Source organism: Brachybacterium equifaecis, assembly GCF_023509525.1.
In the GTDB taxonomy this organism is placed as follows: Bacteria; Actinomycetota; Actinomycetes; order Actinomycetales; family Dermabacteraceae; genus Brachybacterium; species Brachybacterium equifaecis.
The window spans coordinates 25,146-37,517 of the sequence record NZ_JAKNCJ010000011.1; the positions used below are offsets into that span (position 1 = coordinate 25,146).

General features: G+C 72.4%; 13 protein-coding genes. 7 read left to right on the forward strand and 6 right to left on the reverse strand.

Going from position 1 to position 12,372, the window contains the following annotated elements; translation table 11 throughout:
- Positions 1-36: 36 nt before the first annotated feature.
- Complete coding sequence (locus tag Bequi_RS13140; protein ID WP_430623125.1) at positions 37-1,563, reverse strand: purine-cytosine permease family protein; 1,527 nt, start codon at positions 1,561-1,563, stop codon at positions 37-39.
- Between the two features lie 85 nt (positions 1,564-1,648).
- Between Bequi_RS13140 and Bequi_RS13145 the strand changes: the two genes are divergently transcribed.
- Entirely contained in the window at positions 1,649-2,032 is a 384-nt protein-coding gene (locus Bequi_RS13145; RefSeq protein ID WP_249738391.1) for an MmcQ/YjbR family DNA-binding protein, read from the forward strand.
- On the opposite strand, the gene nadE is transcribed toward Bequi_RS13145, so the two are convergent.
- Positions 2,022-2,858, reverse strand: a complete 837-nt coding sequence (gene nadE / locus Bequi_RS13150) for an NAD(+) synthase (protein WP_249738392.1) — start codon at positions 2,856-2,858, stop codon at positions 2,022-2,024. The genes Bequi_RS13145 and nadE overlap by 11 nt on opposite strands.
- Positions 2,859-2,878: 20 nt before the next feature.
- Between nadE and Bequi_RS13155 the strand changes: the two genes are divergently transcribed.
- Complete coding sequence (locus tag Bequi_RS13155) at positions 2,879-3,364, forward strand: DinB family protein (protein WP_249738393.1); 486 nt, start codon at positions 2,879-2,881, stop codon at positions 3,362-3,364.
- Between the two features lie 288 nt (positions 3,365-3,652).
- Positions 3,653-4,492: an FUSC family protein gene (locus Bequi_RS13160; RefSeq protein ID WP_249738394.1), complete on the forward strand. Its 840-nt coding sequence runs from the start codon at positions 3,653-3,655 to the stop codon at positions 4,490-4,492.
- 85 nt (positions 4,493-4,577) lie between these two features.
- On the opposite strand, the gene Bequi_RS13165 is transcribed toward Bequi_RS13160, so the two are convergent.
- Entirely contained in the window at positions 4,578-5,081 is a 504-nt protein-coding gene (locus tag Bequi_RS13165; protein ID WP_249738395.1) for a TetR/AcrR family transcriptional regulator, read from the reverse strand.
- Between the two features lie 106 nt (positions 5,082-5,187).
- On the opposite strand from Bequi_RS13165, the gene Bequi_RS13170 reads away from it, so the two are divergent.
- Genes Bequi_RS13170 through Bequi_RS13180 form a run of 3 tightly spaced genes read left to right on the forward strand, consistent with a single transcriptional unit; the run spans position 5,188 to position 8,094 of the window.
- Entirely contained in the window at positions 5,188-6,495 is a 1,308-nt protein-coding gene (locus Bequi_RS13170; protein WP_283775021.1) for a nicotinate phosphoribosyltransferase, read from the forward strand.
- Complete coding sequence (locus Bequi_RS13175; protein ID WP_249738397.1) at positions 6,492-7,337, forward strand: isochorismatase family protein; 846 nt, start codon at positions 6,492-6,494, stop codon at positions 7,335-7,337. Before Bequi_RS13170 ends, Bequi_RS13175 begins: the two co-directional genes overlap by 4 nt.
- Before the next feature lies 1 nt (position 7,338).
- A complete protein-coding gene (locus tag Bequi_RS13180; RefSeq protein WP_249738398.1) occupies positions 7,339-8,094 on the forward strand; it encodes an NUDIX hydrolase in 756 nt (251 codons plus the stop codon).
- Between the two features lie 13 nt (positions 8,095-8,107).
- On the opposite strand, the gene Bequi_RS13185 is transcribed toward Bequi_RS13180, so the two are convergent.
- The 3 genes from Bequi_RS13185 to Bequi_RS13195 all read right to left on the reverse strand — a co-directional run bounded on the left by Bequi_RS13185 (position 8,108) and on the right by Bequi_RS13195 (position 10,527).
- Positions 8,108-9,016: an alpha/beta fold hydrolase gene (locus Bequi_RS13185; protein ID WP_249738399.1), complete on the reverse strand. Its 909-nt coding sequence runs from the start codon at positions 9,014-9,016 to the stop codon at positions 8,108-8,110.
- An 87-nt stretch (positions 9,017-9,103) separates the two neighbouring features.
- Positions 9,104-9,523 (reverse strand): YccF domain-containing protein, encoded by a 420-nt coding sequence (locus Bequi_RS13190; RefSeq protein ID WP_249738400.1) that lies wholly within the window; start codon positions 9,521-9,523, stop codon positions 9,104-9,106.
- A 98-nt stretch (positions 9,524-9,621) separates the two neighbouring features.
- Complete coding sequence (locus tag Bequi_RS13195; protein WP_249738401.1) at positions 9,622-10,527, reverse strand: aldo/keto reductase; 906 nt, start codon at positions 10,525-10,527, stop codon at positions 9,622-9,624.
- Between the two features lie 231 nt (positions 10,528-10,758).
- Here Bequi_RS13195 and Bequi_RS13200 point away from each other — a divergent pair, with 231 nt between their 5' ends.
- On the forward strand, positions 10,759-12,333 hold the full coding sequence (locus tag Bequi_RS13200) for an HNH endonuclease (protein ID WP_249738402.1): 1,575 nt from the start codon (positions 10,759-10,761) through the stop codon (positions 12,331-12,333).
- The last annotated feature ends 39 nt before the right edge of the window (positions 12,334-12,372 follow it).

Here is a 12,372-nt window from a genome sequence, read left to right on the forward strand (position 1 = left end):
GCCTCAGCCCTGGGTCGCCTTAGGCCTGCCCCCGTCTCAGGCCTGCCCGGCCTCCTGCCGGCGGATGGTCCCGCGCCGGGCGATGAACGTGATCAGGAAGCCGAAGACCAGCGCGAACAGCACGCCGAGGTTCGAGTAGGCCCAGGGCCCGTCCCAGTAGGCGCCGTCGGCCACCCAGGTCCCGAGCCCGAGCGGCTCGAGAAGGTACCCCTGCCAGTTGTTCCAGGGGGCGTCCTCGGCGTAGTTGTTCACGACCAGGCCCCAGCCGATGACCGAGAGCACGACCATCGTCGCGATCGAGGTCCAGTCGAAGGCGCCGTAGCGTCCGTTCGCGTCGAACAGGGCGGCCTCGTCGTAGTCGCGGCGGCGCGTGAGGATGTCGGCGATGAGGATCCCGGCCCACGCGGCGATCGGCACGCCGAGCGTGATGAGGAAGCTCTGGAACGGCCCGATGAAGCTCTGCGCGAAGAACACGACCCAGATGGTGCCGAGGGTGAGGATCGTGCCGTCGACCGCGGCGGCCGCGGGGCGCGGCACGCGGATGCCGAGGCTCAGCAGCGTGAGGCCCGAGGAGTAGATGCCGTTCACCGCGCCGGAGACGAGGGTCAGCACGGCGACGATCCAGAAGGGGATCAGCGCCCACAGCGGCAGCAGGGTGACGAGGGTGCCGACGGGATCGCCGGCGATCTTCGCGGAGATGTCCGGGTCGGAGCCGGCGAGCAGCAGGCCGAAGACCACGAGGATCACGGGCGCCGCGGAGCCGCCGAGGGTGTTCCAGAAGACGATCGCGCCGTCGGACGCCGTGCGCTTCTGGTAGCGGGACCAGTCGGCCGAGATGTTGATCCAGCCCAGCCCGAAGCCGGTCATCACCATCACGAGCGCGCCGATCATCTGCTGCGGGGTGCCCGAGGGGATCGAGGCGACCTGGTCCCAGTGGATGTGGGGGATCGTGAGGATCATGAACAGGATGGTCATCGCGCCGGTCGCCCAGGTGAGGACCGACTGGATGCGCATGATCGTGTGGTAGCCGAGCACGGAGGCGATCACGATGATCGCCGCGATCGCGATCGCGGCGATGACCAGCACCGCCGTGCCGGAGGCGAGGCCGAGGGCCTGGAAGACGGTCGCCGTGGCGAGCACGGCGGAGATCGCGAGCATCGTCTCCCAGCCGATCGACGTCAGCCACGAGACGATGCCGGGCACCTTCTGCCCGTGCACGCCGAAGGCGGCGCGCGAGAGGACCATCGTGGGCGCGCTGCCGCGCTTGCCGGCGATCGCGATGATGCCGCACAGCAGGAAGCTGATGACGATGCCGATCACGGCGACGACGCTCGCCTGCACGAAGGAGATGCCGGCGCCGAGCAGGTAGGCGCCGTAGCTCATGCCGAAGACGGACACGTTCGCCGCGAACCACGGCCAGAAGAGGTCGCGCGGGCGGGCGGTGCGCTCGGACTCGGCGATGATCTCGATGCCGGTGGTCTCGACCAGGGCACCGGGACGATCGGAGCGCTGCGCGCTCGAGGGGGCCGACGGCGCGGAAGGTGAGCTGGGGACGGACGACACGGACGCCTCCGGAGATCGAAGAGGGATGTGGCGCACATCCTCCCACGGCCGGGGGACGTCCCGGCGCGCAGGGCATCATGGGCGCATGGACTCCGCCGCCCTGACCGCCCGTGCAGGGGCGCGCACCGAGGAGCTGCCCGGCTCCGAGCTGACCCACCCGTTCGGCCCCGAGGTGGATGTCTACAAGGTCCGCGGCAAGGTGTTCGCGCTGATCATGGACGTGCGCGGCGAGGAGATGGTGACCGTCAAGGCCCACCCGCGCGACGTCCTCGCCCTCACCGAGGCCTATCCGGAGATCACCCCCGGCTACCACATGAGCAAGAAGCACTGGGTGAGCGTGCGCGCAGGCGTGGGCGTGAGCCCCGAGCTCGTCGACGATCTCGTGGCGGAGTCCTACCTGCTGGTCGTCGAGAAGCTCCCGAGGGCGGAGCGCCCGGTGGACCCGGCGGCGTTCGCGGTCAGGCGCTAGGCGCGTCCCGCCACCAGTCCTCCAGCACCGACACCGGCGTGGTCCGCTTGTGCCGGGTGCGCAGCCAGCGCTGCTCGATGATCTCGGCGGCGTCGTCGGGCACGTCCTTGCCCTCGAGGTAGTCGTCGATGACGTCGTAGGAGATGCCGAGCTCGACCTCGTCGGCCTGGCCGGGCTTGCCGTCGAGGAGGTCGGCCGTCGGCATCTTCTTCCAGAGGTGCTCGGGGGCGCCGAGGTGGCGGGCGAGCTCGCGCACCTGGCGCTTGTCCAGGCCGAACAGCGGGAGCACGTCGGCCCCGCCGTCGCCGAACTTCGTGAAGAACCCGGAGACCGACTCGGCGGCCTGGTCGGTGCCGATGACCAGCAGGTCCTTGTCCCCGGCGATCGCGTACTGCGCGATCATGCGCATGCGCGCCTTGACGTTGCCGCGGTCGAAGTCGCTGAGGGCACGGCCGGTGCCGCGCTCGAACGCCGCGACGAGCCCGGTGGTGCCGGGCTCGATGTCGATCGTGACGGGGGTGTCGGCGCCGACGAAGTCCATGGCCGCGGTGGCGTCGGCCTCGTCGGCCTGCAGGCGGTGCGGCAGGCGCACGGAGACGAACTCGGCGTCATGGCCCTCCGCGCGCAGCCGCTCGGCGGCGAGCTGCCCGAGGCGCCCGCCGAGCGTCGAGTCGACGCCGCCGGAGATGCCCAGCACGAAGCCCTTCGCGTGCGCCGTCCTCGCGTAGTCGGCGAGGAAGCGCACGCGGCGCTCGACCTCGGCCGCGGGATCGATCTGCGGCTGGACGCCCATCTCGGCGATGATGATTCTCTGGAGCTCGCGCATGGGGTGAGACTATCGCTCCTATGACCTCCTCCGAGAAGGCCGCCCTGCTGGGCTGGCTGCGCGCGAAACGGGCCCACGTCCTCTCCCAGCTGGACGGGCTCAGCGACGCCCAGCTGCGCACACCGGTGCTGCCGTCGGGCTGGTCGCCGCTCGGTCTCGTGCGCCACCTGACGCTGTCCGACGAGCGCTTCTGGTGCGAGGTCGTCATCGCCGGCGGCCCGCTGGACTTCTGGCCCGAGGGGGAGGGCGCCGACTGGACCGTCGGGGCCGACGAGAGCGCGAGCGCCGTCCTCGACGCCTACCGCGCCGCGAGCGCCGCCTCCGACGCGATTCTCGAGGCCCGCTCCCTGGATGATCCCCTCGGCGCCCCGTCCGAGGCCCCGCCCGGGTACGCGGACGTCCGCGCGGTCCTCGTCCACCTGCTCGTGGAGACCGCCACCCATGCCGGGCACCTCGACGCCGCGCGCGAGCTGATCGACGGGCGCCAGCACCTGGTGCTCTCGTGAGCGCCGACTCCGCGCATGTGGGATCCCCGCGACCCGGCTCCCCGCGATCCGGCTCCACCCGCGCCCGCCACGTGAGCGCGACCGCGCGCAGCATGGTCACCCTCGGGCCCGCCCGCGGGGATCTCGCCCCGGCCCTGCGCATCGCCGTCTCCCTCGGCGTCCCGCTGGTGGTGCTGCTGCTGAGCGGGCGCCTCGACTGGGCGCTGTTCGTCTCCTTCGGCGCGTTCACCTCGATCTACGCCCGCTACGTGCCGACCCGCGTGCGCCTGCGCCAGCAGGGCGAGGTGGGTGCTGGGTGCGCTGCTGGTCGCGTGCGTCGGCCTCGGCGCGCTGATCGCGCAGCTCGCCCCCGCGTGGCCGACGGGCCTGCATCCCTGGGTGACGGCTCTCGCGGGCGCCGTCGTCGCGGCAGTCTCCTCGGTCGTGATCGCCGAGAGGGGTCTGCGGCCGACGGGCGCGGTCTTCCCCGTCTTCGCGACGACCGCCGTCGCGACCGCGCCGTCTGCGGCGCCGACGTGGCTGGCGATGCTGATCGCTGGGGGCGCTGTCGCGTGGTGCCTGGCGATGAGCGCCCTCGCGCACTGGATGGGGGAGGCGAACCCGGGCGGCCCCGTGCCCGCGCCGGTCCCGGGCAGCGGCACCCGCAGCTTCCGCCTGCAGGAGCTCTCCCGCTACGGCATCGCGGCGCTGGTCGCAGGCGCGATCGCCACGCTCTCGGGGATCCCCTCCCCGTACTGGGCGCAGGTCGCTGCGGTGGTGCCGCTGTCGGCCCCGGGCCGACGCCAGCAGATCGAGCGGGGCCTGCACCGCATCGTCGGCACCGCGATCGGCGTGGGCGCCGCGGCCTTCCTGCTCTCGTTCCCCTCGCAGGCCTGGCAGGTGATCGTGTGGGTGGTGCTGATGCAGTTCCTCGCGGAGCTGTTCGTGCTGCGCAACTACTCGCTCGCGCTCGTCTTCATCACGCCGCTCGCCCTGCTGATGGTGTTCCTCGCGCACCCCGGCCCCGTCGGCCCGCTGCTCGTGGCGCGCATCGCCGAATCGGCGATCGGCGCGGTGGTGGGCATCGCGGTGGTGCTGGGCGCGGTGGTCCTGGAGCCGGTGCTGAGGCGGCGTTCAGACCAGAGCTGAGGCTCAGACCAGAGGCGAGGCTCAGACCAGAGCTGAGACGCCGCTCCGGCCGGACGAGATCCCAGCCCGGCGGCTGGGCCTGAGCTCAGCCGATCCCGGCCTGCTCGCACAGCAGCCACACCGCATCCCCGGCGCGCTCCGGTCGGGGCAGCGCGCCGCTGATCCACAGCTCGGCGAGCCCGTGGGCGAGGGCGAAGGCGGTCTGCGCGGCGGCAGGATCCCCGCCGACCGCGCTCGCGAAGCGCCCGTGGAGCGCAGCTGGCCCCTGCCCGGCGTCCACCTCGGGCGCCCACATCACTGCGTAGTGCGCGGGGTGCGCGAGCGCCCACAGCACGAAGGCCGCGCACTGCGAGGCGGGGTCGGCCGGCGAGCCGTCCAGCTCTTCCAGGAGTGCCTCGAACCCCTCGGCCGAGAGCGCCTCCAGCAGGCCCCCGCGCGAGCCGAAATGGTGCAGGGGAGCGGAGTGGGAGACCCCCACGCGCCGGCCGAGGGCGCGCAGCGTCACGCTCTCCACTCCCGCCTCCGCGACCATGGCCGCGGCCTCCGCGAGGAAAGCGCGGCGCAGATCGCCGTGGTGGTAGCTGTTCACGCGGGCGAGTCTAGCCGCCGGAAAGATCGCAGGTCACACCCGATTGCGGCGAAGGCCTTGCCAGCGTCACGCCGCAGGGATAGCGTCAAGCCGACACCGACGAAGGATGGCCCAGATGGCGAGCACGGCGCTGCTGACGGACATGTACGAGTTCACGATGCTCTCCGCGATGGTCGAGGACGGCACCGTGCACCACCAGGCGGTGTTCGAGGCCTTCGCCCGCCGCCTGCCCGAGGGGCGCCGCTTCGGCCTCGTCGCCGGCCTCGGCCGGCTCGTGCCGCTGCTGGAGGACTTCCGCTTCGGCGAGGAGGAGATCGGCTTCCTGCTGTCGGCCTCCGCGATCACCGAGGCGACCGCCGACTACCTGCGGCAATGGCGCTTCACCGGATCGATCACCGCTCTGCCCGAGGGCAGCCTCTACTGGCCGGGCACCCCGCTGCTGACGGTGCGGGGGAACGTCGGCGAATGCATGCTGCTGGAGACGCTCATCCTGTCCGTGCTGAACCACGATTCCGCGATCGCCTCCGCCGCCGCGCGCATGGTGATCGCGGCGAACGGCCGCCCGCTCATCGAGATGGGCTCCCGGCGCGTCCACGAGGAGGCCGCGGTCGCCGCGGCGCGCGCCGCCTGGATCGCGGGCTTCGCGAGCACCTCGAACCTCGCCGCCGGCCACCTGCACGGCGTGCCCGTCGCCGGCACCGCCGCGCACGCCGCGACGCTCGCCCGGCCGACGGAGCGCGAGGCCTTCGCCGCCCAGATCGCCTCGTATGGCACGGCGACCACGCTCCTCGTGGACACCTACGACATCCCCACCGGCATCCGCACCGCGATCGAGGTCGCCGGCCCCGAGCTCGCGGCGATCCGCATCGACTCCGGCGATCTCCTGGTGATGGCGGGGGAGGCCCGCGCCCTGCTCGACGAGCTCGGCGCGACGGGCACGAAGATCACCGTGACCAGCGATCTCGACGAGTACGTCATCGAGCATCTCGCGGGCGCCCCCATCGACGGCTACGGCGTGGGCACGAGGGTCGCGACCGGTTCCGACCATCCCACCGCGGGCATGGTCTACAAGCTGGTCGCCGTGAACGACGGCATCGGCGAGGACGGCGCCCCGACGCCGCTGCGCCCCGTCGCGAAGGCCTCGGCCGACAAGGCCTCCGTCGGCGGATCGAAGACCGTCTCGCGCTTCCCCGACGGTCGCGAGGTCTGGACCCTCGACGGCAGCGTCCCGCCGGGCGCCGTCCCCGTGCACATCGATGTCGCTCGCGACGGCGCCTTCCTGCCGGTCGCGAGCGCCGCCGAGGCCCGCGAGGAGGCGGCGCGCTCCCTCGAGAGCCTGCCCGCCCAGGCGCGCCGCATCAGCTCCGGCACCGCGTTCCGGATCAGCGAGAAGCACGAAGGAGATGCCCGATGACCACTCCCGCTCCGTCTCCCGTCGGCGTGTCCCTTCCCGCCCTGCGCACCCTTCTGGTCGTCGACGTCCAGAACGACTTCTGCGAGGGCGGCGCTCTCGCAGTGACCGGCGGCGCCGCCGTCGCCGAGCGCATCGCCGACTTCCTCGAGGACCGCGCGGGCGAGTACCGCCGCGTGGTCCTCTCCCGCGACTGGCACGAGCCCTCGGGCACCAACGGCGGGCACTTCGCCCTGCCGCCGGGTGAGCCCGACTACCTGGACTCCTGGCCCCCGCACTGCGTGCAGGGCACCCCGGGCGCCGACTACCACCCCGCGATCATCCGCGCCCTCGCCGAGCTCGAGGAGCGCGGTATCGAGGTCGTGCACGTGGTCAAGGGCGAGGGAGTCCCCGCGTACTCGCTGGCGGAAGGCCGGATCGAGCGGGTCGCTGCCTCGGCCGACGGCAACGCCCCGACCCCCTCCGATTCGTCCAGCCTCCCGGATTCGCCCGGCCTCCCCGATTCCCCCAGCCTCCCCGGTTCCCTCACCGTCCCCGATCTGCTCGTCGGCCCGATCGACGTCGTCGGCCTCGCCTTTGACTACTGCGTGGCGGCGAGCGCGAAGGACGCCGCTCGGGCGAACCCCGTCGGCCCCGTGCGCGTGCTGCTGGATCTGACGGCGGCCGTGCATTCGGAGGCCGATCCGGAGACCGTCGCGCAGCTCGCCGCCGCCGGGATCACCGTCGCCGATTCCGACGACCCTCCTGGAGACGGCCCCGGCGGCTACGCCGCTCCGACCGCCGACCTGCTCGATCCGCTCGAGGTCGCCCCCGGCGTCTCGGCGTCCTCACCGAAGGAGTCCTGACATGACCGGAACCCGGAAGCAGTCCGCGGGCGAGCACCCCCCGTTCGCGGTCACCGTCGATCTGGCGGTCTTCACCATCCGTGCGGGCGCGCTGTGCGTGATGCTCGTGGAGCGCGGGCAGGATCCGTTCGCGGGCTCCTGGGCGCTGCCCGGCGGGTTCATCGAGCCCGACGAGGACGCGGCTGCCGCCGCCGAGCGCGAGCTGATGGAGGAGACGGGGATGGAGGTGGTGCGCTACCACCTCGAGCAACTGCGCACCTACACCACCCCGGATCGCGATCCGCGGATGCGCGTCGTCTCCGTCGCGCACCTGGCCTTCGCCCCGGATCTGCCGGATCCCGAGGCGGGGTCCGACGCCCGCGGCGCGCGCTGGTGGCAGGTCGAGGAGATCCTCTCGGATCCCGACGCCCCGCAGCTCGCCTTCGACCACCGCGAGATCCTCACCGACGCAGTGGAGCGCGTGCGCTCGAAGCTCGAGTACACGACGCTGGCCAGCCAGTTCCTCGCCGAGCCGTTCACCCTCGCGGAGCTGCGCGGGGTCTACGGAGCGGTGTGGGGAGTGGCCCCGGATCGAGCGAACTTCATCCGCAAGGTGCTCTCCACCGAGGGGTTCGTGGTGCCCGACGGCGGCACCGGGCAGGCCTCCCGCACGGGCGGCCCCCGCCCCGCGCTCTACCGCCGCGGCGAGGCCACGGCCCTGCACCCGGCCCTGCTGCGCCCGCGCGGAACCGGTCCGGAGGTCCCCGGGCCGCAGTGAGGCTGATGGGGCTTCAGTCGGCTCCTGCCCGGTTCGGCCACGTTTCGCAGCCCGGGCCCTGCTTCCCTCGCGGGCTCGGCTCTCTGCCTGACCTCTCGGCCCCGCCCGAACTCTGCTGCCTGTCCCTCTCCTCAGCTCCGAGGAACGGCATCACCTCCGCGAGCACCGGCTCCGCGGGTCCGAGGGTTGCGCCGTGCGTGCGACCGGGCAGGCTCACGAATCGGCCCTCCGGCATGATCGCGGCCGCGTGCCGGGACTCCTCCCATCGGGGCTGATCCAGGTCGCCGGTCATCCACAGCGCCGGCACCCGGCACTGGCCGAGCTCCGACTCGGGGACCGCGGGGGTGGAGTCCGTCGCGCTGAACAGGGCCGCCATCGCGTCTGGGTCAGCCGCGAGGAACGCGGTGCGCGTGCCTCGATTGCGCCTGCCCTCCGCCTCCGGGCCGAGGCCCTGGCGGGTGCAGAACTCCTCCATCCCGCCGGTGCGCAGAGAATCGATGACGCCGGGGAAGAAGACGGCGTCCAGGGCACCGCGCTGCTCTGCCGCGGATCCGCCGAGGCAGACGATCCTCTCCACCCGGTCCGGAGCAGTCAGCGCCGCCGTCAGGGCGACCCTGGCGCCCAGGGAGTAGCCGACGATCGCGGCGCGCGCGATGCCCTCCGCGTCCAGCACCGCGAGGACGTCAGCTAGGAGGCTGTCCTGGGTGTACGCGGCCGGGTCGTGCGGGGCGCCGGAGCGGCCGTGGCCGCGCAGGTCGATCCGCACCACCGTGCGCGAGCCGTTGAGCGCATCGACGTATCCGTAGGAGCGCCAGATCGCGCGCGAGAGCACCGAGCCGTGCAGCAGCACCACGACGGGACCGGATCCGACGGTGTCGTACGCGATGCGCACCCCGCCGGCGGGGGAGACGGTGGTGGGCATGGGGTGAGCCTCGTGGTCGTGGTCGTGGTCGTGGTCGCAGCTGCAGCTGCAGCTGTCGCCGTCGTCGTCGTCGTCGGGAGTCGGCCCTCAGCCGGCGGTCGGGAACATGCGCGCGCTCGCCGACGAGGAGGAGACGACCTCCTTGCCGAAGGGGAAGCAGGTCACGGGGATCAGCTTGAGGTTCGCCCAGGCCAGCGGGATGCCGATGATCGTGACAGCCTGCGCGAGCGCTGTCGCCACATGCCCGAGCGCGAGCCACACGCCGGCCACCAGGAACCACACCACGTTGCCCAGCGTGCTCATCGCGCCGGGGCGGCCCCGGTCGACGACCTCGCGGCCGAAGGGCCACAGCACGAACCCGGCGATGCGGAAGGATGCGAGCCCGAAGGGGATCGTCACGACGAGGATGCAGGCCACCACCCCGGCGATCGCATACGCGAGGGCCAGCGGCAGCCCGGCGGTGAGGAACCAGATGATGTTCAGGACGAGAGTGATGATTGCGCGCATGCCGTCATCGTAGGTCGGCGGGCCGACTTTCGACGGGGAGCGAGAGCGCCCCTCCGCTTTACCCCTCCCCTTTACCCTTCGGCCTTTCCCCTCGCACCTCAGTGCACTGCAGGCGCCTCCGCCTCGATCACCCCCAGGCGCTCGAGATCCTCGGCATCGAGCGCGATCCGGCCCACGCTGAGGTTCTCCTCGAGGTGACCGATGGAGCTGGTGCCGGGGATGAGCAGGAGGTTCTCGTACTGGGCGAGGAGCCAGGCGAGGGCGATCTGCGCGGCCGGGACCTTGTGCTTCTCGGCGATCTCGCCGATCACGGGATCGGCGGCGATGCGCTGCGGGCCGCCGGTGAAGGCGGAGCCGAGGGGGAAGTACGGCACGTAGGCGAGACCGAGATCGCGGGCGACGTCGAAGGCCTCCTGGCCGCTGCGATCGAGGATCGAGTACGGGTTCTGCAGGGAGACCGCTCCGGCGATCTCCACGGCCGTGCGCACGGAGTCGGCCCCGACGCTGGAGATGCCGATCTCCGCGATCTTGCCCTGCTCGCGCAGCGCCACGAGCGCGCCGAGCTGGTCCTCCAGCGGCGTGGTGTCGTTCTCCGGATGGTCGAGCTCGAAGCGGCGCAGGTTCGCCATCGCCAGCTGCTCGGTGCCGAGGGTGCGCAGGTTCTGCTCGACCTGCTCGGTGAGCTGCTCGGGGGTGCCGGCGGGCAGCCAGGCGCCCTGGTCATCGCGCACCGAGCCGATCTTCGTGACGATGCGCAGGTCCTCGCCGTACGGGTGCAGAGCCTCGCGGATGAGCTCGTTGACGACGTCGGGCCCGTAGAACTGGGCGGTGTCGATGTGGTCCACGCCGAGCTCCACGGCGCGGCGCAGCACGGCCACGGCATTGGCGGGATCGGCGGGCGGGCCGAACACGCCGGGGCCTGCGAGCTGCATCGCGCCGAAGCCGATGCGGTGGACGGGAAGGCTGCCGATGCGGCCGTGCGCGGCGGGGGTTCCATGGGTCATGGGGACATACTGCGCCGCACAGGCGGAGCGCTCCAAAGACGCATCGCGGATTGTGGACAACTGTGCCGAGCAAGACACGCGATTCCTCCCCATAGGCACGTTCTCCACCGTTTCGCCGGGCCCGGGTCGAATGTCGGAATGTCGAACTAGTGTTCGAGACACGAGAACGCAGCGAGCAGCAAGCGAACAGCACGGGGGATCCCTCGGAGCTCCGAGAAGGAGGTGGCAGGAATGGGTGATGACTTCGTCGCGGGGTCGGCGGCCGATCAGACGTTCGCTGGCGCCGCCGCGCTCTCGGCCGCACCTGTCCTCGTGCCCGAGGTCCTCTCCCTCTCGCCAGCCGTCCCCTCGTCTCTGCCCGCCCCGAGCACCATTCCTGAACTGTCTCCCGCCCCGCATGCCGCCTCCCTGCTGGCTGAAGCGGAAGCCCTCCTCGCTCGTGCCTGCGAGGCACTGGAGCCGCTGGTCGAAGGCATCCCGTCGGCCGAGTCGGTGCTGCTGGAGTCCGTCGAGCGCGCCGAGCGCACGGCCGCGATCGCCCGCGCCGTCGGGAAGCGAGCGAGCGTGGCCTTCCGAGCCGCCCGCGTGCGAGCGGAGCGCGAGGCCGGTGTGCCTGCTGAGCAGCGCGGTCGCGGAGTGCGCGCAGAGCTGGGTCTCGCCCGCCGCATCTCGCCGGCCCGCGCCGGCAATGAGCTCGCCCTGGACCGGGTGGTCGTGGAGTCGCTTCCCCGCACCTTCGGCCTGCTCGCCCGGGGCGAGATCAGCGAGTGGGCCTCGAACGAGGTGGCGAAGGCGGTGATCGTGCTCGATGACGCGGACCGCGCGCAGGTCGATGCCGATATCGCCGCCGAGCTCCCCGCGGTCTCCGCCCCGCGAGCGGGATCTCTCGCCCGCGCCCGGGCGAACGAGCTCGACGTGCGGGCCGCGCTCGCTCGCAACGAGCGCCAGCGCGAGCAGCGCCACGTGACGATCCGGCCCGTGGCGGACGGCATGGTGCGGCTCAGCGCCCTCCTGCCGACGGTGGACGGCGTCGCCATCCATGCGGCGCTGGACCGGGAGGCGAGCGCCGCGAAGGCCGCCGGGATCCCCGGTACCCGGGCCCAGCACCGGGCCGATGCCCTGGTGCGCCTGGCCACCGGCCTGCAGAGCGCGGAGCACATCGACGTCGAGATCCAGCTCCTCATGACCGACCGCACCCTGCTCGCAGGCGGGGACGACACTGCCTGGATCCAGGGCCATCCCGTCCCCGGCGCGATCGCGCGGCGGTTCGCCCTGGTAGGGGCGAGCGACCGGAGGTCCAGTCTGGATCCCGACCCGCTCAACGGTCCTTCGGGAGCTGCGTCGACGGATCCGGATCCGGATCCAGCTGCGGGGGCGCGCATCCCGCGCCGCTTCATCCGCCGCCTCTACACGGACCCCGTCACCGGGTCCCTCAGGGAGGCCGATGCGCGGCGCCGCCGGTTCACCGGGGCGGATCGCCGATTCGTGGAGATCGCCGACCAGCGCTGCCGCATGCCGTGGTGCGAAGCGCCCATCCGGCACCTCGACCACGTCACCCGCCACTCTCGCGGCGGCGCGACGGAGATCGCGAACGGCGCCGGGTTGTGCGAGCAGTGCAACTACACCGAGGAGCTGCCGGGCTGGGCGTCCGCCGTCGTACCGGCCGCGGATCCCCGAGAGCGGATCCTGGAGATCACCACGCCGACGGGGCGCAGGTATCGCTCGGCCCCGCCGCCGCTGCGGAGAGGGGTCCGGATCTCGGAGGGCAGAGAGGGTCCGCCCCCTGATGATCGGGCCCCTTCATGACCTGGCCCAGACGCCCGGGCTGCAGATGCCTGGCCCTGC

What these genes read in the sequence shown, in the direction of transcription:
- Bequi_RS13180 (WP_249738398.1), top strand. Translation starts at nt 7,339, where the DNA reads ATGACCGGAACCCGGAAGCAGTCCGCGGGCGAGCACCCCCCGTTCGCG.
- nadE (WP_249738392.1), bottom strand. Translation starts at nt 2,858, where the DNA reads ATGCGCGAGCTCCAGAGAATCATCATCGCCGAGATGGGCGTCCAGCCG.
- Bequi_RS13190 (WP_249738400.1), bottom strand. Translation starts at nt 9,523, where the DNA reads ATGCGCGCAATCATCACTCTCGTCCTGAACATCATCTGGTTCCTCACC.
- Bequi_RS13155 (WP_249738393.1), top strand. Translation starts at nt 2,879, where the DNA reads ATGACCTCCTCCGAGAAGGCCGCCCTGCTGGGCTGGCTGCGCGCGAAA.
- Bequi_RS13170 (WP_283775021.1), top strand. Translation starts at nt 5,188, where the DNA reads ATGGCCCAGATGGCGAGCACGGCGCTGCTGACGGACATGTACGAGTTC.
- Bequi_RS13195 (WP_249738401.1), bottom strand. Translation starts at nt 10,527, where the DNA reads ATGACCCATGGAACCCCCGCCGCGCACGGCCGCATCGGCAGCCTTCCC.
- Bequi_RS13200 (WP_249738402.1), top strand. Translation starts at nt 10,759, where the DNA reads ATGGGTGATGACTTCGTCGCGGGGTCGGCGGCCGATCAGACGTTCGCT.
- Bequi_RS13185 (WP_249738399.1), bottom strand. Translation starts at nt 9,016, where the DNA reads ATGCCCACCACCGTCTCCCCCGCCGGCGGGGTGCGCATCGCGTACGAC.
- Bequi_RS13175 (WP_249738397.1), top strand. Translation starts at nt 6,492, where the DNA reads ATGACCACTCCCGCTCCGTCTCCCGTCGGCGTGTCCCTTCCCGCCCTG.
- Bequi_RS13145 (WP_249738391.1), top strand. Translation starts at nt 1,649, where the DNA reads ATGGACTCCGCCGCCCTGACCGCCCGTGCAGGGGCGCGCACCGAGGAG.